A 19723-nucleotide genomic window follows, 5' to 3' on the forward strand; every position below is an offset into this window, starting at 1 on the left:
GACACGGACGATCAGTTGGACTTCGCGGTGAGCCAGACGGTCATCGCGACGACCGCGCCCAGTCCGAAGATCCAGATGAACAGACCCTCGGCCACCGGACCGATGGCACCGAGGCCGAAGCCACCGGGCGAGGAGTTGTCCTGCACGTACTTGAGGTACGTGATGATGTCGGCCTTCTGCTCCGGCGTGATGTTCAGGTCGTTGAACACCGGCATGTTCTGCGGGCCGGTGAGCATCGCCTCGTAGATGTGCTTGCCGGAGACGTCCGTGAGCTTCGGCGCGTACTTGCCCTCGGTCAGTGCGCCACCGGCGCCTGCGACGTTGTGGCACATGGCGCAGTTGATGCGGAAGAGCTCGGCGCCCTCGGCTGCGTCACCGCCGCCCTTGGTCAGCGTCGTGGACGGGACGGCGGGGCCGGGGCCCAGCGAGGCGACGTAGGCCGCGAGCTGGTCGACCTGCTCGTCGGTGAACTGTGACGGCTTCTCTTCTGCCTGGGGGCCCGAGGCGGCCATCGGCATGCGGCCGGTGCCCACCTGGAAGTCGACCGACGCGGCGCCGACACCGATGAGCGAGGGGCCTTCGCCGGTGCCCTGGGCGGACAGGCCGTGGCACGTCGCGCAGTTCGAGGCGAAGAGCTTCTCGCCCTGGTTCACCTGCGACTGGCTCGAGGCCGCCACGGTGCTGACGCTGTCGTCGGCGTTGGCCGACGAGCTGAACAGCGCGTAGGCCCCGCCGGTGGTCATGAGACCCACGACGATGAGGGAGACGGTCGCCATCGGCGAGCGACGGCCCTTCTTGGTCTTGGTTCTGTTGAACATGCTGTGGGTGCTGTCCGATTCCTACTTGAGAAGGTAAATGACGGCGAAGAGGCCGATCCAGACCACGTCGACGAAGTGCCAGTAGTACGACACGACGATGGCGGTGGTGGCTTCCTTGTGCCCGAAGTTCTTGGCGGCGAAGCCGCGGCCGAGGGTCAGGAGGAAGGCGATCAGGCCGCCGGTCACGTGCAGGCCGTGGAAGCCGGTGGTGAAGTAGAACGCGGAGCCGTACGCACTCGAGGAGAGCGTGATGCCCTCGTGCCAGAGGTTGGCGTACTCGAAGATCTGGCCGCAGACGAACAGGGCGCCCATGCAGTAGGTGACGAAGAACCACTCCGTCATGCCCCAGTCGCGCGGGTTCCAGCTAGTGCGGTGCACCTGGAAGCGCTCGGCAGCGAAGACGGCGAACTGGCAGGCGAAGCTGGACAGCACCAGGATGATCGTGTTCACCGAGGCGAAGGGCACTTCGAGGTTGGCGGTCTCCTTCGCCCAGAGCTCGGGGGAGGTGCTCCGCAGCGTGAAGTAGATCGCGAAGAGGCCGGCGAAGAACATCACTTCGCTGCCCAGCCACACGATCGTCCCCACGGCAACGGGGTTCGGCCTGTTGAGGACCGTACCGCTGGCTGGTCTGGAGAGAGGGGTGCTTGTCACAGTCTCCATTATGGCCGAAACCACCGACAGTGTTTTGCCAGTCAACTGGCGGGTCGTTCGAACTCACTACGATCGTGGTCATGTCCGACCTCCTGACCTGGCCCGCCGTCATCAGCGCCCTCATGGCGCGCGAGGACCTGACGATCAGGCAGTCCACATGGGCCATGGAGGAGATCGTCCGTGGGCACGCCACCGACGCGCAGATCGCGGGCTTCGCGGTGGCACTCCGGGCGAAGGGGGAGACCGTCGACGAGGTCGTCGGCTTCCGTGACGCGATCCTCGATGCCGCCGTTCCGCTGGACGTGGACCCGATGGCGCTCGACATCGTGGGCACCGGCGGGGACGTCGTCGGCACCGTCAACGTCTCGACGATGGCGGCCATCGTGATCGCGGCCGCGGGGGTCCCCGTCGTCAAGCACGGCAACCGCGCGAGCTCGTCGAAGTCCGGCTCGAGCGACGTGCTCGCCGCGCTCGGCCTCGACCTGACGATGGACGCGACGCGCGTAGCGGACACCTTCCGACGCGTCGGGCTGACCTTCGCCTTCGCGAGTGCGTTCCACCCCGGGTTCGCGCACGCCGCACCGGTCCGCCGCGAGATCGGTGTGCCCACGGTGTTCAACTTCCTCGGGCCGCTCGTCAACCCGGCCCGGTGCGAGGCCAACGCCGTCGGTGTGGCGCAGCTCGAGCTCGTGCCGATCATCACGGGCGTGTTCCAGACGCGTGGGGCGACGGCACTCGTGTTCCGCGGTGACGACGGGCTCGACGAGCTCACCACCACCGGACACAGCCACATCTGGGAGGTCACCGGCGGTCGCATCACGGAGCACGACCTCGATCCCCGCGACCTCGGGATCGCCCGCGCCCGCACCGAGGACCTGCTCGGGGGCGAGCCGGCCGAGAACGCCGCGATCGTCCGACGCGTCCTGGCGGGGGAGACCGGACCGGTGCGCGACATCGTCCTGCTCAACGCCGCTGCCGGACTGGTGTCCTTCCGGTTGGCGCAGGACCCGTCCCAGTGGGACCGTCCGGTCCTGCAGCGCTTCCGCGAGCAGCTCCTCGTCGCGGCCGAGGCGATCGACTCCGGTGCCGCCGAGCGCAAGCTCGCCGACTGGGTCGGCGCGGCGCCCGTCGCGTAGCCGACGGACCGCGCCCGCGGCGTGGCCGACGGACCGCGCGGGTCACGTCGGACGCACCGCGGCCCCGGACCACGGACGGGAGGCCCGGTGCCGGTCCCAGGGACCGACACCGGGCCTCCCGGCTGGTGCGTCGCGTCAGCTGACGACTACTGGACGTCCTCGTCGACCCAGTCGAAGGTCTTCGTGACGGCCTTCTTCCAGAGGCGCAGCGTGCGCTCGCGCTCCGTGGCGTCGAGCTGCGGCTCCCAGCGACGGTCCTCCTGCCAGTTGGCACGGAGCTCGTCGAGGTTCGCCCAGAAGCCCACGGCGAGACCGGCCGCGTAGGCGGCGCCGAGCGCGGTGGTCTCGGCGACGACGGGCCGCACGACGGGGACGTTCAGCATGTCCGCCTGGAACTGCATGAGCTCGTTGTTCGCGGTCATGCCGCCGTCGACCTTGAGCTCGGTGAGGTCCACGCCGGAGTCGGCGTTCACGGCATCGAGCACCTCGCGGGTCTGCAGGGCGGTTGCCTCGAGCGCTGCACGGGCGATGTGTCCCTTGTTGACGTACCGCGTGAGGCCGACCAGGGCACCGCGGGCGTCCGGACGCCAGTACGGCGCGAAGAGCCCGGAGAACGCGGGGACGAAGTACACGCCGCCGTTGTCCTCGACGGTCTTGGCCAGGGCCTCGACCTCGGGTGCGCTCTGGATGATGCCGAGGTTGTCACGCAGCCACTGGATCAGGGACCCCGTGACGGCGATGGAGCCCTCGAGCGCGTAGTGCGTCTCCTGGTCGCCGAGCTTGTACCCGACGGTCGTCAGCAGCCCGTTCTCGGAGCGGACGATGTCCGTGCCCGTGTTGAAGATCAGGAAGTTGCCGGTGCCGTAGGTGTTCTTCGACTCGCCCTTGTCGAACGCGGCCTGGCCGAAGGTGGCAGCCTGCTGGTCGCCGAGGATGCCCGCGATGGGGACCTCGCGCAGCAGGTTCGAGGACTCGACGTGGCCGTACACCTCGGACGAGCTGACGATCTCCGGCAGCATCGCCTTCGGGACGCCGAAGTCGGCGAGGATGTCGTCGCGCCACTGCAGCGTCTCGAGGTCCATGAACAGGGTGCGCGACGCGTTGGTGACGTCGGTCTTGTGCACGCCGCCGTCGGTCCCACCGGTCAGGTTCCAGAGGACCCAGGTGTCGGTGGTGCCGAACAGCAGGTCGCCGGCCTCGGCCTTCTCGCGGGCACCCTCGACGTTCTCGAGGATCCACATGATCTTGGTGCCGGCGAAGTACGTCGCCAGCGGCAGGCCGACGATGGCCTTGTAGCGGTCGGTGTCACCGTCGGCGAGCTTGTCGACGATCGACTGCGTGCGGGTGTCCTGCCAGACGATCGCGTTGTAGACCGGCTTGCCGGTGTTCTTGTCCCACACGACCGCGGTCTCGCGCTGGTTCGTGATGCCGACCGCCGCGACGTCGTGGCGGGTGATGTCGGCGCGGGACAGTGCCTGGCCGATGACCTCACGGGTGTTGTCCCAGATCTCGCTCGGGTCGTGCTCGACCCATCCCGCGCGCGGGAAGATCTGCTCGTGTTCCTTCTGTCCGACGGAGATGATCGAACCGGAGTGGTCGAAGACGATGGCACGGGTGCTGGTCGTGCCCTGGTCGATGGCGACGATGTAGTCGGCCATGGGTGCTCCTTGCGGGTGTGTGGTGCCGGCCGGGCCCGACGATGGACCCGGCCGACGTGGACGGGTGTGGGTCAGGCGAGGGGGAGGAGCGCGTACGACAGGCCGGCGGCGATCGCACCACCGACGAGCGGGCCGACGACCGGGACCCAGGCGTAGGACCAGTCGCTCGAGCCCTTGCCCTTGATGGGCAGGAAGGCGTGGGCGATGCGCGGGCCGAGGTCACGGGCCGGGTTGATCGCGTAGCCGGTCGGGCCACCGAGGGAGACACCGATCGCGATCACGAGGAAGGCGACGGGGACGGCCCCGAGTTCGGACGGGGTCTTGCCGTTCGTGAAGGCGATGACCGTGAACACGAGGACGAACGTGCCGACGATCTCGGTCACGAGGTTCCAGCCGTAGGACCGGATGGCCGGACCGGTCGAGAAGACGCCGAGCTTGGCCGCCGGGTCGGGCTCCTCGTCGAAGTGCTGCTTGTAGGCGAGCCAGACGATGACGGCGCCGATCACGGCACCGATCATCTGGGCGAGCCAGAAGAGGAGCATCGCGCCCACGGTGATGTTGCCGAGGATGGCCTGCGCCAGGCTGACCGCGGGGTTGAGCTGACCGCCGGACTTGTACGACACGGTGACGCCGGTGAAGACCGCGAAGCCCCAACCGATCGTGACCATGAGGAAGCCTGCGCCGAAGCCCTTGGACTTCTTGAGCGAGACGGCGGCGACCACGCCACCACCCAGGATGATGAGCATCGCGGTGCCGACGAGCTCGGACAGGAACTTGACGCCGATGTCGTCCATCGGTGACCTCCAGTGCTGTGAGAGGGGGTCCGGGCTGCTCCGGCACTCCCCGTCGAGTGATTGGGGCGAGCATACTGCTGAGATTTCGCTGAGGGCGATGGACACGTGAGCGATCTGCGGCAAAGTGCACGAACGTGCAGAGGGGGTGTGCGCATGCCCTCCCGGGAGCCGGTTCCCGCCCGGACAGCCATGCACGAACGTGCATGTCGTGCGAACGCCGCCCGTTGTAGATTGGCGGCACTCCGGACGACGTCGGCGGTGTGCTGACCCGGTCCGCGTGTGGAGACCCGTGGAGGCCAGCTCATGAAGAAGCTCATCAACGACCCGCAGGACGTCGTCATCGAGACCGTGCGCGGGTTCGCCGCGGCGCATGCCGGTCACGTCGTCCTGGTCGAGGACCCGATCCACCTGCGACGGGCCGATGCCCCGGTCGCGGGCAAGGTCGGCCTGGTCAGCGGCGGCGGCAGCGGGCACGAGCCCCTGCACGCCGGCTTCGTCGGGTTCGGCATGCTCGACGCCGCCGTCCCCGGTCCGGTGTTCACAAGCCCGACGCCGGACCCGATCGTCGCCGCCACCAAGGCCGTCGACGGCGGCGCCGGGGTGCTCCACATCGTCAAGAACTACACCGGCGACGTCCTGAACTTCGAGACCGCCGCTGAACTCGCCGGGATGGACGACATCCGGGTCGAGACCGTCGTGGTCGACGACGACGTCGCCGTGCAGGACTCGCTCTACACGGCCGGCCGCCGCGGTGTCGCCGGCACGGTCGTCGTCGAGAAGTGCGCCGGAGCGGCCGCCGAGCGCGGGGACGACCTCGACGCCGTCGCCGCCGTCGCCCGCCACGTCAACGACGTCACCCGCTCGATGGGCCTGGCGATCGCCCCCGGCACCGTCCCGCACGCGGGCGAACCGTCGTTCACCCTGGGCGACGACGAGGCGGAGCTCGGCATCGGCATCCACGGCGAACCGGGGCGCGAACGCATCGCGATGGCCCCGGTCGACCAGCTCGTCGACCGTGTGCTCGAACCGGTGCTGACCGACCTGGCGGCTCCGACCGGATCGCGGCTGCTGCTGTTCGTCAACGGGATGGGCGGGACCCCGCTGTCCGAGCTGTACATCATCTACCGGCGCGCCGCCGAGGTGCTGGCGGACCGGGGCTTCGAGGTCGCGCGTAGCTTGGTGGGCGACCACGTCACGTCCCTCGAGATGCAGGGGTTCTCGCTCACCGTCACGGTGCTCGACGACGACCTGACCACGCTCTGGGACGCTCCGGTCGAGACCCCCGCGCTGCGCTGGGGCCGCTGAGACCGACACATCGCTCGAAGGGACACGAATTGGCGCTCGACACCGCATGGGCCATCGACTGGGTGCGCCGCACCGCCGCGACGATCGACGAACACCGGGCTGAGCTCGTCACGCTCGACCGGGAGATCGGCGACGGGGACCACGGCGAGAACCTCGACCGTGGCTTCCGCGCCGTGCTCGAGGCCGTCGACGCCGGCTCGTTCGACACGCCGGGTGCGGTCTTCAAGACCGTCGCCACGAAGCTCATCTCCACGGTCGGCGGCGCGGCCGGACCACTGTTCGGCACCGCGTACCTGAAGGCGGCACAGGCCGCTGGCGACGCGACCGAACTCGACGCCGACACGCTGGTCGCCGTGCTCACCGCGGCGCGCGACGGCGTGGTCTCGCGCGGCAAAGCCGCTGTCGGCGACAAGACGATGATCGACGCGTGGACGCCGGCCGTCGACGCCGCGGCGACGGCTGCCGGCGCCGGCGAGTCGGCCGAGCGGGTGCTCGGGGCCGCGGCCGACGCCGCCGTCACCGGCGCCGAGTCGACCGAACCGCTCGTGGCGCGCAAGGGCCGGGCGAGCTACCTGGGGGAGCGCGCCGTCGGGCACCGCGACCCGGGTGCCCAGTCGACCGCGTACATCCTCCGCGCTGCTGTGGACGCGGCGTGACCGTCGGCATCCTGGTCGTCTCGCACAGCGCGGCGATCGCCACGGGGACCGTCGAGCTGGCTCGTCAGATGGCCGCCGACGTCCCCCTCGTGGCCGCCGGCGGCACGGAGGACGGCGGCATCGGGACCTCATTCGAGGCGATCACCGCGGGGATCGAGGAACTCGCGGGCACCGATGCGGTCGTCGTCCTGTGCGACCTCGGTTCGGCGTACCTGACGACGGACACGGCGCTCGACTTCCTCGACGACGAACTCCGCGCGCGTGTCCACGTGTCGGACGCGCCGATCGTCGAGGGTGCGGTCGCCGCTGCGGTGGCAGCGCAGACGGGTGGCGACGCCACCGCGGTGCTCGCTGCCGCCGCATCGGCCGCAGGCAGCGAGGCGGACGCGGGTGGGGCCTCCAGCCCGGACCTGCCTGGAGGACCCGCAGCGGCCGACGAGACCGGCGCGGCAGCCGAGGCGGGCGCGTCCACCACCGTCGAGCTGGTCAACGAGACCGGGTTGCACGCCCGGCCCGCGGCCGAGTTCGTGAAGACCGCCGCGCGGTACGACGCCGCCGTCCACGTCAACGGCGTCGACGCGAAGAGCCTGCTCGGGATCATGGCGCTGGCACTGCCGAAGGGCGCGACGTTGACGATCGAGGCGACCGGCGACGACGCCCAGGACGCCGTCGACGCGCTGGACGCACTCGTCCGGTCCGGGTTCGGCGAGCACTAGGGGCAGCCGAGCGCCCCGGGGTGTCGCCCGTCAGCGGATGCTGATCGTCGCTGCGACGTCTAGGTCGGACGGTCCACCCGCCGCCCCCGCGGTGGCGAAGAGGACGGCGCCGAACACGGCGCTCCAGAACGTCCGGGCATCGCGGGGAACGCCGTGCTCGCTCGTCCAACCGTGCTCGACGAGCATCCGGTCGAGGTAGCGCTCCGACTGCCGGAACAGCACCGCGAGCAGCGTGGCGGTCCGTTCCCGCAGGGCGTCGTCGTCCTGTGCGAGTCCGAGCGCCGTCACGAGCAGCGCGGTCGACGGCATCGCCAGCGCGGTCCGTGCGAGGACCTGGCCGAAGGCCTCGGGTGACGACGTCCGACGCCCGGCCGCCTGCAGCCGTGTCGTGTCGCGGAGGAACCGGACGAAGGCCGCATCGACGACCAGACGGTCCTTCGAACCGAAGTGGTGCGTGATCTGATTCGGGTACACCTCGGCCGTCCGAGCGACGTCGCTCACGGTGAGCGCGCGGGGCCCTCGGTCGGCGAGCAGGCCCGCGGCCGCTGCCAGGATGCGTGCCCTGGTCGCCTGCCCCCGAGTGGTTGCCATGTCCCGATTGTACGTGGTACAACTCAACTTGTGCAGCATACAACTCAGAACGACGACGACATCGTCATCACCGGCCTCGGCGCGGTGTCTCCGTTCGGCCACGGCGTCGACCCGCTGTGGACGGCCCTGGTCGACGGACGGTCCGGCGTGCACGAGCTCGACCGCGCCGGCATGCTCTGGGACCGGGTCCCGATCCGTGTGGGGGCCGACGCGGCCCTCGACGCCGACGCCGCCCTCGGTCGGGTCCGGGCGCAGCGACTCGACCGCAGCCAGCAGCTCGCACTCGTCGCCTCGGGGGAGGCCTGGGCCGACGCCGGTCGACCCGGCGTCGATCCGGAGCGGCTCGCGGTCGTGCTCGGGACCGGGATCGGCGGGATCGAGACGCTGCTGGACGCGCACGACGAACTCGGGCGGAACGGTGCGCGCCGGGTCTCGCCGCGAGCGGTGCCGATGCTCATGGCCAACGGGGCGGCGGCGCAGGTCAGCATCGAGCTCGACGCCCGAGCCGGTGCGTACACGACGGTGTCGGCATGCGCATCCGGTGCCGAGGCGATCGCCATGGCGGCGCGGCTCGTCCGCACCGGCGAGGCCGACGTCGTGGTCGCGGGCGGGACCGAGGCCGCGGTGACCCCGGTGACGATGGCGTCCTTCGCCCAGTCGCAGGCCCTCGCCAAGCCCGACGGTGACGACCCGACCACGCTGTCCCGCCCGTTCGACCGCGACCGGCGCGGGTTCGTGCTGGGAGAGGGCGCCGGCATCGTGGTGCTCGAACGGGGCGCGCATGCCCGGGCCCGTGGTGCGCGGGTGCACGCGGTCCTGGCCGGGTGGGGCGTCACCGCGGACGCGTTCCACATCACGGCGCCGCGCGGGGACGGCTCGGGTCAGGCGCGAGCGATGACCCAGGCGCTGCGCATGGGCGGGTTGCACGGGGGAGACGTCGACCACGTGAACGCCCATGCGACGGGTACCCCGGTCGGCGACGCCAGCGAGGCCGCGGCGATCGCCAGGGTCGTGGGGCGCGGCGCGGTCGTCACCGCACCGAAGAGCGCGATCGGGCACCTGTTCGGCGCGGCCGGCGCGGTCGAGACGATCCTGACGGTCCGGTCACTCGAGACCGGGGTCGTGCCGCCGACGCTCAACCTGGAGCACCCGGACCCCGCGATCGACCTCGACGTGGTGTCCGGTACCGCTCGGACCGTCCCGCTCCGTGCGGCGCTCACCAACTCGTTCGGCTTCGGCGGACAGAACGCCTCGCTCCTGCTGACCCGGGGCTGAGCCCTCCGGCCCGTCAGCGGGGCACGAGCTGCTGCAGCCCCGTGACGCGGAGCAGGTCGAGCTTCTCCGCGTCGGCCGAACCGGGCACCACCGTGTAGACGACGATCCGCAGGTCACCACCGGGCACACTGAGCGTGTCGCAGTCGACCTCGATCCCGCCCACCGGCGTCCGTAGGGTCTTGCGACTCGCCCGGTGCTCAGCGACGCGCGCCACCGCCCAGCGGCGCTCGAACTCCGGGGACTCGCGTCGCAGCCGCGCGACGAGGTCGGCCAGGGCGCGGTCGCCCGGGTACCGGCCGACCGCCGAACGCAGGTCGGCGACGAGGTCGCTGGAGAACTCCTCCTGGTGGTCGTCGTCGTACTCGACCCCCTCGTGGCCGACCATGAAGTGCCGCCACATCAGGTTGCGCTCGATGCCGACCAGCCGTGCCGGGTCACCGGTCAGGGCGGCCCACAGGTCGTTCCAGAGCAGGATGTCGTGCGTCGCGGTGAACACGGCCAGCGGGACGTCCCCGAGTCGGTCGATCAAGCGCTGTACGCCGGGCGTGACGTGTCGCGGCACGACACCGCGTGACGGCGGTGCGGCACCCGCGACGCGGAACAGGTGGTCGCGCTCCTCGGTGGTCAACCGGAGCGCGGTGGCCAGGGACCCGAGCAGCTGCGGTGACGGGTTGACCGAGCGGCCCTGCTCGAGCCGGACGACGTAGTCCACGCTCACCCCGGCGAGCGCGGCGAGCTCCTCGCGCCGCAGTCCGGGCGTGCGGCGACCGGCTCCGGCGGGCAGCCCCACGGCCTCGGGCGTCACGCGGTCGCGCCAGGCGCGCAGCACGGTCGCGAACTCGTTCATGTGCCCATCCTGCCCCGGACGCCGACCTCCGGGGTGGTACTCGCGGTCCCACCGTCGACGGGCACCTGGGACGCCCGTCCGCGGTGGCGCATGGTGGGGACATGACCACGACACTCATCACCGGAGCCAACCGCAGCCTGGGGCTCGAGACCACCCGCCGCCTGATCGAGGCCGGCCACACCGTGTACGCCGGCATGCGCGACCCCGCCGCCGGCGACGAAGCCCGTGTACTCGGGGCCCACGTCGTCCGGATCGACGTGACCGACCAGGACAGCATCGACGCCGCTGTCGCGTCGCTGCCGTCGCTCGACGTGCTCGTGAACAACGCCGGCGTGCTCGGCACCTCGTTCGGCGTCGACGACCTCGATGCCGCCGCGATGGCGTCGGTCCTCGACACGAACGTGACCGGGATCGTCCGGGTCACCCAGGCAGCACTCCCGCTGCTGCGCGCATCCGCGGCTCCCGTGGTGGTGAACGTGGCGTCGGGCGTCGGGTTCACTCGCTGGCTGACCACGCCGGGGCACGACGAGTTCCACGTGCCGTCGATCCCGTACGCGGCGTCGAAGGCCGCCGTGATCGCGCTGACGGTGCAGTACGCGAAGAACCTGCCGACGTTCCGCGTCAACGCGAGCGACCCCGGGTACACCGCCACCGAGTTCAACGGCTTCGGCGGCCACCAGACGGTGACGGAGGGCACGGACGCGACGGTCGCGCTCGCCACGGTCGGGACGGACGGTCCCACCGGCGAGTTCCACGACCGGACCGGTCGGATCGCCTACTGACGACGTCCCGGCCAGGGCCCGGAGCGGACGGACAGGAGGCTCGGTGCGGGCCGGCACCGAGCCTTCTGTCCGGTCCGGGGGACCGCGGTCCGAGGACCGGCTCAGTCGTCCGTCGGGACGCGTCGGCGCCGCGACGCGGCGACCAGGATCGCCGCGATGAGCACGATGCCGACGCCACCGGCCACCAGGACGGGCCAGGTCGACGGCGTGTCGTCACCCGCCGTGGGTGCTGTCGCCTCGAGGGTGACGTCGATCTCGGTCGCGTCCGAACCGGGCTCGGTGGACGCGCTCGGCGACCCGGTCGGTGTGCTGGCCGGCAGGTCGACCGTGAAGGCGAGCTCGCCGGTGATCGGGTGCCCGTCGGGGGAGACGTACCGCCAGAGCATCGTGTACGACCCGTTCGTGGGCTCCACCGCCTTCGACATCGTCAGGCCGTCGACCGTGACGTCGCCCGTGGAGACGTCCTGGCCGGCGGCGTCGCGCACCTCGATGCGGAGGCCGGCGTCGAGCCCGGTCAGCGGTGCCTCGGAGAAGGTCAGGTCGACGCGGTCGAGCGGGTCGGTGAGCGTCTGCCCGTCGGACGGCGTGCTCGACACCAGGGACGAGTGCGCGTCGGCACGGTCGGCGTCGACGACGACGAGGCTGGTGAGTGCCACGACGATCGCCACGAGGGACATCCGGACGCTGCGGCGGACCGCGGTGGAGGACATGCAGGGATCCTACGGGGCACCGGCCCTGGTCGGCCCGACGTGCTCGCCATCGGTGGCAGGATGACCGGATGCGTGCCGTCAGCTACTCCGAGTTCGGTGCCGTCCCCCGGGTCGTCGAGCTCGACCGGCCCGACTGTCCGGTGGACGGCGTGGTCGTGCGTGTCGCAGCGACCGGTGTCTGCCGGAGCGACTGGCACGCGTGGCGTGGACACGACGACTCGGTCCACCTGCCGCACGTGCCAGGGCACGAGTTCGCCGGGACCGTGATCGCCGTCGGCGACGCCGTCCGCGCACACGCGGTGGGGGACCGGGTCACCGCGCCGTTCGTCTTCGCCTGCGGGGCGTGCGACGAGTGCCGGTCCGGTGCCACCCAGGTGTGCACCCGACAGCAGCAACCCGGGTTCACGCTGCCGGGCTCGTTCGCCGAGGAACTCGTGGTGCCGCACGCCGACGTCAACCTCGTCACGCTGCCCGACGCCGTGCCCTTCGTCGACGCCGCCGGACTCGGGTGCCGCTTCGGTACCGCGTACCACGCGCTGCACACCCGGGGTCGCGTCGCCGCGGGGGAGCACGTCGTCGTGGTCGGGTGCGGCGGAGTCGGGCTGTCGGCGATCATCGTCGCCGTCGCGGCCGGCGCACACGTGATCGCGGTCGACGTGTCGCCCGGGGCACTCGAGCGTGCCCGGACACTGGGGGCGACGACGGTCGTGTCGGGGCCGGACGCCGTCGACGAGGTCCGGCGGCTGACCGGTGGCGGCGCCCACGTCTCCGTCGACGCCTTCGGCAGCCGTGCCACCTCGGTCACCGCCGTGGCCACGCTCCGCCCCCGAGGCCGGCACGTCCAGGTCGGACTGCTGCTCGACGACGAGGCCGTCCCGGCGATCCCGATGGGCCGCGTCATCGGCGAGGAGCTCGAGCTGCTCGGCAGCCACGGCATCTCGGTGGGGGAGTACGCCGCCATGCTCGACGACATCGTCGCCGGTCGGCTCCGGCTCGACGCAACGATCGGGCAGACGATCACCTTCGACGAGCTGCCCGCCGCGCTGCAGGCGATGGACCGACCTGCGACCGTGGCAGGCATGACCGTCGCCGTGCTCGACGTCGTGTCGTCATGACACGGACCCGGGTCGAGCTCGGCCGACGTGAGGACCTCGGCGCGGACTGCGCCGACTGCTTCGGGCTGTGCTGCGTGGCGTTGTCGTTCGCGAAGTCGGCGGACTTCCCGTTCGACAAGGACGCGGGGGAGCCGTGCACCAACCTCGACGACCAGGACGGCTGCCGGATCCACCCGCATCTGCGCGACCGGGGCTTCGCCGGGTGCACCGTGTTCGACTGCTTCGGTGCGGGGCAGAAGGTGTCGCGGTCCACGTTCGCCGGACGCTCCTGGCGCGACGACCCGGGGACCCGTGCCGAGATGTTCGCGGTGTTCCCGGTCGTCCGACGGCTGCACGAACTGCTGTGGTACCTCGACGAGGCGATCGGCCTCGTGACGGGGTCGCGCGACCCGGCACCCTGGACCGCGGCGTTCACCCACGTCAAGGAGCTGAGCGACGCTGACCCGGCGACGGTGCTGGCGGTCGACGTCGACGCGGAGTACGACGCGTGTCGTGACCTACTGGTCAGCGCCAGCGAGATCGCCCGCGCGGAGGTCGGTCGCGTCACGCCGCTGGACTCGGGGCGCGGCGTCCGTGGGCTGGGGAGTGACCTGGCCGGCGCCGACCTGCGTGGTGTGGATCTGCGTGGGCAGACCCTGCGGGGGAGCGTGGCGCTGGGCGCCGACCTCCGAGACGCCGAACTGTCGCGCTGCGACCTGCTCGGCGTCGATCTGCGCGGTGCAGATCTGTCCGGAGCGGACCTGACCGACGCGGTCTACCTGACGCAGCCGCAGGTGAACAGCGCGCGCGGCGACGACCGGACGCGGCTGTCGGCCGGGTTCGCGCGCCCGTCGCACTGGTCACGCAGAACGTGAGGTATGGTCATTCTACGTTCGTGTCGTCACAGTTGCCGGCGGCCGTCGGGATTCCGGCACTGAACCAGACCGACTCATTGGTGATGGCGGGGGCACCGTCGGCGATCTGCACGTGAGCGGTGGGAACCAGGACCGGTTCGGGGGCGCCCGCCGTGTCGATCGCCGGGTCGGACGGACCCAGGGTCGCAACGGCGAGGGCCACGGGGATCAGGATGTTCGCGATGATCATGCTCTGACGGTAGGGAGCATCGCTGAGGCAATTCGGGGTGTGATGTCCACCGCTGGGCGGCGTCGGGGACCGTCGGACTCATCCGAGCTGACATAATGTGCATTATCGGCGCGCCGGCACAGCTGCAGGCGGGGTGGTTCACAACGCTCTGTCGCGGCTCCAGAACTGCGAGACGGACACAGCACCGTGCGACTTCGCGGTGCTGTGTCCGTCTCGTGGTTCGGTGCGGAGCGAACTGCTCAGGCGTCGGAGGTCGGCACGTCGTCCGCGTCGATCTCGAGTGCTGCGTCCTCGCGTCCGTCTTCCTCCACCGCGTCGACGTCGGTGTCCGGCTGCTCGGGAGCTGCGCTCTGCGTGGTTTCCTCGGCTGGGTCTGGCTGGCTGTAGCTCATGGGCCGGACGCTACGCGCGCCAGTCTGGGTGCGCCGCAGGCCGTCCGTGCGGCGCACCACGTGCCGTGGGCGCCTCACCCACCGGTCGGGAGGCTCGACACCCGACCGCCACCGAGCCTCCCGTCCGCCGCGGGCCGGGCCGAGGGGAACGGCGCTATCGTCGAGCACCGTGGAACGCGTGCTCGTTGGGTTGATCGGTTCGGGACTCAGCAGGTCGCTCACGCCGCTGATGCACGAGACGGAGGGCGCCCGCCTCGGCCTCGACTCGGAGTACCGGCTCCTCGACCTCGATGCGCTCGGGCGCCCGGCGACCGATCTGCCGGCTGTGCTCGACGAGGTGCAGGCGCAGGGCTTCGCCGCCGTCAATGTGACGCACCCTTGCAAACAGGCCGTGATGCCGCTGCTCGACGAGCTCGACCCGGACGCTGCGCGCATCGGCGCGGTGAACCTCGTCGTCTTCCGTGACGGCCGCCGGATCGGGCACAACACCGACTGGCTCGGCTTCCGGATCGCGATCGAGCGGGGTCCGGGCAGTGTCGCCGGTGCCGCCGTGGTGCAGTTCGGCGCGGGCGGAGCCGGCGCGGCGATCGCGTACGCGCTGGTGTCACTCGGCGTCGCGCGGTTGACGATCGTCGATGCAGACGCCGACCGGGCCGAAGGACTCCGGGTGTCGCTGGGATCGGACGTGGTCGACACCGTCGCCCTCGACGACGTGCCGTCGGTGCTTGCACAGGCGGACGGCGCCGTCAACGCCACTCCCCTCGGCATGAACGACGACGGACGCGCCGCGTTCGATCCCTCGGTGCTGCCTGCCCAGGCCTGGGTCGCGGACGCCGTCTACTTCCCGATCGACACGCCGTTGCTGCGCGCCGCCCGGGCCGCCGGCCGGAGGACCGTTGACGGCGGCTGGATGGCCGTCGGCCAGGCGGTGGCGAGCATCCGGGAGATCACCGGCCGCTCCCCCGACCTCGACCGGGTCCGCGTCGACTTCATCGGGTTCCTCCGCGACGGACGGATCGCTGGGTCGCGGTGACCTGGGTCGTGCTGACCTGGGCCGTCTTGACCGGATGTCGTCGTCGTCCGGCTCACCCCCGGACGTAGTCGGCCAGGTGCTTCCCGGTCAGCGTCGTGCGGTCAGCGACGAGTTCGGCGGGCGTGCCCTCGAACACCACGCGACCGCCGTCGTGTCCGGCGCCCGGACCGAGGTCGATGACGTGGTCCGCGTGCGCCATCACGGCCTGGTGGTGCTCGATCACGACGACGCTCTTGCCCGAGTCGACGAGTCGGTCGAAGAGCCCGAGCAGCTGCGCGACGTCGGCGAGGTGCAGCCCCGTCGTCGGTTCGTCGAGGACGACGATGCCGCCCGGCTCGCCGAGGTGCGCCGCGAGCTTGAGCCGCTGCCGCTCGCCGCCGGACAGCGTCGTGAGCGGCTGGCCGATGGTCAGGTACCCCAGGCCGACGTCGACGAGTCGCTGCAGGACGGCGTGCGCGGCGGGGATCCGGGCGTCACCTGCGGCGAAGAACTGCTCCGCCTCGGCCACGGGCATCGCGAGCACCTCGCTGATGTCCTTCCCGCCGAGTCGGTACGCGAGCACGGACTGGTCGAACCGCTTGCCGTCGCACTCCGCGCACGTGGTGGAGACGCCGGCCATCATCCCGAGGTCGGTGTAGACCACGCCGGCCCCGTTGCACGCCGGACAGGCCCCCTCGGAGTTGGCGCTGAACAGGGCCGGCTTGACGCCGTTCGCCTTCGCGAAGGCCTTGCGGACGGGCTCGAGGAGCCCGGTGTACGTGGCCGGGTTGCTTCGACGTGAGCCCCTGATGGCGCTCTGGTCGATGGCCACGACGTCGTCGCGCGAGGCCAGCGAGCCGTGGATCAGCGTGCTCTTGCCGGACCCGGCGACCCCGGTGACGACGGTGAGCACCCCGAGTGGCACGTCGACGTCCACGTGCTGCAGGTTGTGCCGGTCCGCACCGCGGATCTCGATCGCGCCGGTGGGGTGTCGGAACGAGGACTTCACCGACACCCGGTCGTCGAGGTGCTTCCCGGTGACCGTCCCGCTCCCCCGCAGTCCGTCGATCGGCCCCTGGTAGCAGAGCGTTCCGCCATCGGTGCCTGCACCAGGGCCGAGGTCGACGACGTGGTCCGCGATGCGGATCACCTCGGGCTTGTGCTCGACCACCAGCACGGTGTTGCCCTTGTCGCGGAGGCGGAGCAACAGCCCGTTCATCCGCTCGATGTCGTGCGGGTGGAGGCCGGTGCTCGGTTCGTCGAAGACGTACGTGACGTCGCTGAGGCTCGACCCGAGGTGCTTGACCATCTTCACGCGCTGCCCTTCCCCACCGGAGAGCGTGCCGGTGGGACGGTCGAGTGACAGGTACCCGAGCCCGATCTCGACGAAGGCGTCGACCGCGTCGCGGAGGCCGTCCAGCAGCGGACCGACCGAGGGTTCGTCGAGCCCGTGCAGCCAGGCGGCGAGGTCGGTGATCTGCATCGCACACACCTCGGCGATGTCCTTGCCGGCGACCTTCGACGACCGTGCGGTCTCGTTGAGGCGCGTCCCACCGCAGTCAGGGCACGTGGTGAACGCGACGGCTCGGTCGACGAACGCCCGGATGTGCGGCTGCATCGCTTCGCGGTCCTTCTGCAGGAACGACCGGCGGACCCGGTGCACGAGCCCTTCGTACGTCATGTTGATGCCGGCGATCTTCTGCTTCGTCGGCTCGCGGTACAGGAAGTCCTGCCGTTCCTGCTCGGTGAAGTCCCGGATCGGCTTGTCCCCGTCGAAGTACCCGGACTCGGCGTACAGGCGGACGTTCCAGCCGTCGGTGCCGTAGCCGGGGATCGTGAGGGCGCCGTTCCGCAGCGCGCGCGAGTCGTCGAACAGCTGTGTGAGGTCGATGTCGGTGACGCTCCCCCGCCCTTCGCACCGGGCACACATGCCACCGAGGCGGTTGAAGGACACCTTCTGCGCCTTGGCGTCAGTGCCCTTCTGCACGGTGATGGCGCCGCCCGCCGACACCGTCGCAAGGTTGAACGAGAACGCGTTCGGCCCGCCGACGTGCGGCTGACCGAGCCGGCTGAACAGGATCCGGAGCATGGCGTTGGCGTCCGTCACCGTCCCCACGGTCGACCGCGGGTCCGCGCCGATCCGTTCCTGGTCGACCACGATCGCCGTGGTGAGGCCGTCCAGGACGTCGACGTCCGGACGGCCGAGCGACGGCATGAAGCCCTGCACGAAGGCGCTGTAGGTCTCGTTGATCATCCGCTGCGACTCGGCGGCGACGGTGGCGAAGACGAGCGAACTCTTGCCGGAGCCGGACACCCCGGTGAAGACGGTCAGCCGTCGCTTGGGCAGGTCGACGTCCACGTCGCGGAGGTTGTTCTCGCGTGCTCCGCGCACACGGATGCGGTCGTGACGGTCGGCTGCCGGGACCTCGGGCTTCTCCATGCCGCTCAGGGTACCGACGAGTACCGACCTGCAGAAGGCCCGGACGCGGACGCGGAGAGCGGCCATACTGACCGGCATGGCACTCCGCTGGTACTCCGTCGTCGTCGACAGCCACGACCCGCACGCGCTCGCGCGGTGGTGGGCCGAGACCCTCGCCTGGCCCGTGGTGTTCGAGGCCGACGACGAGGTCGTCATCGCTCCCCCGGGCTCCGAGGCGCTCGAGGGGACGGTCCCGCGCGAGCAGCTGCCCCAGGGGTGGGTGTTCGTCCCGGTCCCCGAGGCCAAGTCCGTGAAGAACCGCCTGCACATCGACCTCGCGCCGGCTCCCGACGACGACCACCAGGGACAGGTCGACGCACTCGTCACCCGCGGCGCGACAAGGGTCGACGTGGGTCAGGCGGACGCACCGTGGGTGGTGCTCGCCGACCCCGAGGGAAACGAGTTCTGCGTCCTCACACCCCGCGAGTGACCTGCCGCACCAGCGCAGGCAGCTCCGGCGGTTCGAACGGCTCGTCGGTGGCCTCGAGCTCATCGGCGCTCCACCAGCGCGAGTCGAGGATGTCGACGCGCTCGTCGTCCGTCCACTCGGCGTCCGACAGCACGAACCCGTCGGTGCGGACCACGTAGAACTCGGCGTGGCCGCGGTCGTGGTCGGCCTGGTCCCAGCTGACGTCGAAGTCCCAGGCCCAGACGGGCTCGCCCGGGTCGTCGATCACGATGCCCGTCTCCTCGCGGAGCTCGCGGACCGCTGCGTCCCGGTGGGACTCCCCCGGGTCCACGCCCCCGCCCGGCGTGATCCAGCGGTGGGACCCGTCGCTCGACGGCGCGTTGGTGTCCATCAGGAACACCCGGCCCTCGGGGTCGAGCAGCAGGATGCGGGAGGTTCGGCGCAGGCCGGGCTGGGCGGTCACCGGGCTGACGCTACCGCGTCGCTCAGGACTGCGTGAAGCCCGAGACGTCGCCGACCAGGCGCGTGTGGTCGGACGGGATCGGCTCGACGGCGGCGAGGGCGATCTCGGCGGCGAACTCGGACACGCTGTAGAGCCTGCCGACGGCGCCGCGACGTTCCTCGATCGCGCCGGGGTTGATGCGGTTCAGCAGCGTCGCCGTGATCGTGCCCTCGATCATGTCGCCGGACACGACCACGAACTCGATGCCGGCGGCTTCGAGCTGCGGGACGAGCTCACGGAGGGCGGTCTCACCCGCGTGCTTGCTCTTCGCGACGGGCAGGTACTCGGGCAGGGTCTCGGCGGTCTCGACGAAGTGCGCCTGGTGGCTCGTGACGAACACCACGCGCGACCCGGCCGGCATGTGTGGCACGGCGGTCTGCAGCATGTCGACCTGGGCGTCGCGGTTCAGCCGGAGCGCGTAGTCGTCGCCCATGCCGGACTCCATGCCCCCGGACGCGTTGAGCACCAGCAGGTCGATGCCGCCCCACGCCGCGACGACGGCGTCGACCATCGCCTGGACGGAGTCGTGGTCGGTCAGGTCCGCGCCGACGGCCAGGGCGTCCCCGCCGGCGGCGACGATGCCCTCGGCGATCTGCTCGGCGCGGCGGGCCTTGTTCCGGTAGTTCACGACGACCTTGGCCCCGGCGTCGGCCAGGTACCCGACCGTGTCGGCTCCGATGCCGCGCGAGGACCCGGTGACGAGGGCGCGCTTGCCGGCGAGTGCTCGGGCGGCGAGGGGGTTGCTCACGGTGGTGTTCCTCCTGGTTCAGGGCCGCTCGTCGGGCCCGCTCG

22 protein-coding genes are annotated in these 19723 nt (G+C 71.1%); 10 read left to right on the top strand and 12 right to left on the bottom strand.

The features are described 5' to 3' along the window. Positions 1–11: 11 nt before the first annotated feature. Together qcrC and ctaE are read right to left on the bottom strand one after the other, a co-directional pair. Positions 12–818, bottom strand: a complete 807-nt coding sequence (qcrC, locus tag DEJ13_RS09210; protein ID WP_056124562.1) for a cytochrome bc1 complex diheme cytochrome c subunit — start codon at positions 816–818, stop codon at positions 12–14. A gap of 21 nt (positions 819–839) precedes the next feature. Next, positions 840–1478, bottom strand: coding sequence for an aa3-type cytochrome oxidase subunit III (ctaE, locus tag DEJ13_RS09215; protein WP_056124560.1), 639 nt, complete (start codon positions 1476–1478; stop codon positions 840–842). A gap of 71 nt (positions 1479–1549) precedes the next feature. On the opposite strand from ctaE, the gene trpD reads away from it, so the two are divergent. After that, the gene (gene trpD / locus DEJ13_RS09220; protein ID WP_111106234.1) at positions 1550–2605 is read left to right on the top strand and encodes an anthranilate phosphoribosyltransferase; all 1056 of its coding nucleotides are present in this window, start codon (positions 1550–1552) and stop codon (positions 2603–2605) included. Positions 2606–2751: 146 nt separating this feature from the next. Here the strand turns inward: trpD and glpK are convergent, their stop codons facing one another. Both glpK and DEJ13_RS09230 read right to left on the bottom strand, forming a co-directional pair. Further along, entirely contained in the window at positions 2752–4263 is a 1512-nt protein-coding gene (gene glpK, locus DEJ13_RS09225) for a glycerol kinase GlpK (RefSeq protein WP_056124551.1), read from the bottom strand. A 71-nt stretch (positions 4264–4334) separates the two neighbouring features. After that, positions 4335–5057 carry an MIP/aquaporin family protein gene (locus tag DEJ13_RS09230; protein ID WP_082518089.1) on the bottom strand — a complete coding sequence of 241 codons (723 nt, stop codon included), beginning with the start codon at positions 5055–5057 and terminating at the stop codon, positions 4335–4337. Positions 5058–5360: 303 nt separating this feature from the next. Between DEJ13_RS09230 and dhaK the strand changes: the two genes are divergently transcribed. The 3 genes from dhaK to dhaM are packed head-to-tail and all read left to right on the top strand — an operon-like array spanning position 5361 to position 7734. Further along, positions 5361–6362 (top strand): dihydroxyacetone kinase subunit DhaK, encoded by a 1002-nt coding sequence (gene dhaK / locus DEJ13_RS09235; RefSeq protein ID WP_111106235.1) that lies wholly within the window; start codon positions 5361–5363, stop codon positions 6360–6362. A 29-nt stretch (positions 6363–6391) separates the two neighbouring features. Continuing rightward, positions 6392–7018: a dihydroxyacetone kinase subunit DhaL gene (gene dhaL / locus DEJ13_RS09240; RefSeq protein WP_111106236.1), complete on the top strand. Its 627-nt coding sequence runs from the start codon at positions 6392–6394 to the stop codon at positions 7016–7018. Next, positions 7015–7734, top strand: a complete 720-nt coding sequence (dhaM, locus tag DEJ13_RS09245) for a dihydroxyacetone kinase phosphoryl donor subunit DhaM (protein ID WP_111106237.1) — start codon at positions 7015–7017, stop codon at positions 7732–7734. The genes dhaL and dhaM overlap by 4 nt, the downstream gene beginning before the upstream one ends. 30 nt (positions 7735–7764) lie before the next feature. On the opposite strand, the gene DEJ13_RS09250 is transcribed toward dhaM, so the two are convergent. Next, a complete protein-coding gene (locus DEJ13_RS09250) occupies positions 7765–8325 on the bottom strand; it encodes a TetR/AcrR family transcriptional regulator C-terminal domain-containing protein (RefSeq protein WP_111106238.1) in 561 nt (186 codons plus the stop codon). A 30-nt stretch (positions 8326–8355) separates the two neighbouring features. On the opposite strand from DEJ13_RS09250, the gene DEJ13_RS09255 reads away from it, so the two are divergent. Beyond that, positions 8356–9600: a beta-ketoacyl-[acyl-carrier-protein] synthase family protein gene (locus DEJ13_RS09255; protein WP_220037558.1), complete on the top strand. Its 1245-nt coding sequence runs from the start codon at positions 8356–8358 to the stop codon at positions 9598–9600. 13 nt (positions 9601–9613) lie between these two features. On the opposite strand, the gene DEJ13_RS09260 is transcribed toward DEJ13_RS09255, so the two are convergent. Next, entirely contained in the window at positions 9614–10447 is an 834-nt protein-coding gene (locus DEJ13_RS09260; RefSeq protein ID WP_111106239.1) for a helix-turn-helix domain-containing protein, read from the bottom strand. Positions 10448–10548: 101 nt separating this feature from the next. Between DEJ13_RS09260 and DEJ13_RS09265 the strand changes: the two genes are divergently transcribed. After that, positions 10549–11229 carry an SDR family NAD(P)-dependent oxidoreductase gene (locus DEJ13_RS09265; protein WP_111106240.1) on the top strand — a complete coding sequence of 227 codons (681 nt, stop codon included), beginning with the start codon at positions 10549–10551 and terminating at the stop codon, positions 11227–11229. Positions 11230–11330: 101 nt separating this feature from the next. Here DEJ13_RS09265 and DEJ13_RS09270 read toward each other — a convergent pair whose 3' ends face one another. Then, positions 11331–11939, bottom strand: coding sequence for a copper resistance CopC family protein (locus DEJ13_RS09270; protein ID WP_056124530.1), 609 nt, complete (start codon positions 11937–11939; stop codon positions 11331–11333). 68 nt (positions 11940–12007) lie between these two features. On the opposite strand from DEJ13_RS09270, the gene DEJ13_RS09275 reads away from it, so the two are divergent. Then, positions 12008–13054 carry an alcohol dehydrogenase catalytic domain-containing protein gene (locus tag DEJ13_RS09275; RefSeq protein ID WP_111106241.1) on the top strand — a complete coding sequence of 349 codons (1047 nt, stop codon included), beginning with the start codon at positions 12008–12010 and terminating at the stop codon, positions 13052–13054. Then, positions 13051–13908: a pentapeptide repeat-containing protein gene (locus DEJ13_RS09280; protein WP_111106242.1), complete on the top strand. Its 858-nt coding sequence runs from the start codon at positions 13051–13053 to the stop codon at positions 13906–13908. The genes DEJ13_RS09275 and DEJ13_RS09280 overlap by 4 nt, the downstream gene beginning before the upstream one ends. A gap of 7 nt (positions 13909–13915) precedes the next feature. Here DEJ13_RS09280 and DEJ13_RS09285 read toward each other — a convergent pair whose 3' ends face one another. Next, positions 13916–14137: a hypothetical protein gene (locus tag DEJ13_RS09285; protein WP_111106243.1), complete on the bottom strand. Its 222-nt coding sequence runs from the start codon at positions 14135–14137 to the stop codon at positions 13916–13918. A 239-nt stretch (positions 14138–14376) separates the two neighbouring features. Then, positions 14377–14529 carry a hypothetical protein gene (locus DEJ13_RS09290; protein ID WP_181436954.1) on the bottom strand — a complete coding sequence of 51 codons (153 nt, stop codon included), beginning with the start codon at positions 14527–14529 and terminating at the stop codon, positions 14377–14379. Between the two features lie 169 nt (positions 14530–14698). Here DEJ13_RS09290 and DEJ13_RS09295 point away from each other — a divergent pair, with 169 nt between their 5' ends. Beyond that, positions 14699–15562, top strand: a complete 864-nt coding sequence (locus tag DEJ13_RS09295; protein WP_056124516.1) for a shikimate dehydrogenase — start codon at positions 14699–14701, stop codon at positions 15560–15562. Between the two features lie 52 nt (positions 15563–15614). Here the strand turns inward: DEJ13_RS09295 and DEJ13_RS09300 are convergent, their stop codons facing one another. Then, positions 15615–17981 (bottom strand): excinuclease ABC subunit UvrA, encoded by a 2367-nt coding sequence (locus tag DEJ13_RS09300; RefSeq protein ID WP_056124513.1) that lies wholly within the window; start codon positions 17979–17981, stop codon positions 15615–15617. A gap of 76 nt (positions 17982–18057) precedes the next feature. On the opposite strand from DEJ13_RS09300, the gene DEJ13_RS09305 reads away from it, so the two are divergent. Further along, on the top strand, positions 18058–18450 hold the full coding sequence (locus DEJ13_RS09305; RefSeq protein WP_111106245.1) for a VOC family protein: 393 nt from the start codon (positions 18058–18060) through the stop codon (positions 18448–18450). On the opposite strand, the gene DEJ13_RS09310 is transcribed toward DEJ13_RS09305, so the two are convergent. Both DEJ13_RS09310 and DEJ13_RS09315 read right to left on the bottom strand, forming a co-directional pair. Then, the gene (locus DEJ13_RS09310; RefSeq protein ID WP_111106246.1) at positions 18434–18892 is read right to left on the bottom strand and encodes an NUDIX hydrolase; all 459 of its coding nucleotides are present in this window, start codon (positions 18890–18892) and stop codon (positions 18434–18436) included. The two genes, DEJ13_RS09305 and DEJ13_RS09310, sit on opposite strands and share 17 nt — an antisense overlap. Before the next feature lie 22 nt (positions 18893–18914). Beyond that, a complete protein-coding gene (locus DEJ13_RS09315; RefSeq protein ID WP_111106247.1) occupies positions 18915–19679 on the bottom strand; it encodes an SDR family oxidoreductase in 765 nt (254 codons plus the stop codon). Positions 19680–19723: the final 44 nt, after the last annotated feature.

It is taken from the genome of Curtobacterium sp. MCLR17_007 (assembly GCF_003234655.2).
In the GTDB taxonomy this organism is placed as follows: Bacteria; Actinomycetota; Actinomycetes; order Actinomycetales; family Microbacteriaceae; genus Curtobacterium.

Excerpts from the sequence above, each read along its gene's own strand:
- DEJ13_RS09300 (WP_056124513.1), bottom strand. The coding sequence starts at position 17,981 with ATGGAGAAGCCCGAGGTCCCGGCAGCCGACCGTCACGACCGCATCCGT.
- qcrC (WP_056124562.1), bottom strand. The coding sequence starts at position 818 with ATGTTCAACAGAACCAAGACCAAGAAGGGCCGTCGCTCGCCGATGGCG.
- DEJ13_RS09260 (WP_111106239.1), bottom strand. The coding sequence starts at position 10,447 with ATGAACGAGTTCGCGACCGTGCTGCGCGCCTGGCGCGACCGCGTGACG.
- DEJ13_RS09270 (WP_056124530.1), bottom strand. The coding sequence starts at position 11,939 with ATGTCCTCCACCGCGGTCCGCCGCAGCGTCCGGATGTCCCTCGTGGCG.
- DEJ13_RS09265 (WP_111106240.1), top strand. The coding sequence starts at position 10,549 with ATGACCACGACACTCATCACCGGAGCCAACCGCAGCCTGGGGCTCGAG.
- DEJ13_RS09290 (WP_181436954.1), bottom strand. The coding sequence starts at position 14,529 with ATGAGCTACAGCCAGCCAGACCCAGCCGAGGAAACCACGCAGAGCGCA.
- glpK (WP_056124551.1), bottom strand. The coding sequence starts at position 4,263 with ATGGCCGACTACATCGTCGCCATCGACCAGGGCACGACCAGCACCCGT.
- DEJ13_RS09250 (WP_111106238.1), bottom strand. The coding sequence starts at position 8,325 with ATGGCAACCACTCGGGGGCAGGCGACCAGGGCACGCATCCTGGCAGCG.
- trpD (WP_111106234.1), top strand. The coding sequence starts at position 1,550 with ATGTCCGACCTCCTGACCTGGCCCGCCGTCATCAGCGCCCTCATGGCG.
- DEJ13_RS09305 (WP_111106245.1), top strand. The coding sequence starts at position 18,058 with ATGGCACTCCGCTGGTACTCCGTCGTCGTCGACAGCCACGACCCGCAC.
- dhaK (WP_111106235.1), top strand. The coding sequence starts at position 5,361 with ATGAAGAAGCTCATCAACGACCCGCAGGACGTCGTCATCGAGACCGTG.
- DEJ13_RS09285 (WP_111106243.1), bottom strand. The coding sequence starts at position 14,137 with ATGATCATCGCGAACATCCTGATCCCCGTGGCCCTCGCCGTTGCGACC.
- DEJ13_RS09280 (WP_111106242.1), top strand. The coding sequence starts at position 13,051 with ATGACACGGACCCGGGTCGAGCTCGGCCGACGTGAGGACCTCGGCGCG.
- DEJ13_RS09230 (WP_082518089.1), bottom strand. The coding sequence starts at position 5,057 with ATGGACGACATCGGCGTCAAGTTCCTGTCCGAGCTCGTCGGCACCGCG.
- ctaE (WP_056124560.1), bottom strand. The coding sequence starts at position 1,478 with ATGGAGACTGTGACAAGCACCCCTCTCTCCAGACCAGCCAGCGGTACG.
- DEJ13_RS09275 (WP_111106241.1), top strand. The coding sequence starts at position 12,008 with ATGCGTGCCGTCAGCTACTCCGAGTTCGGTGCCGTCCCCCGGGTCGTC.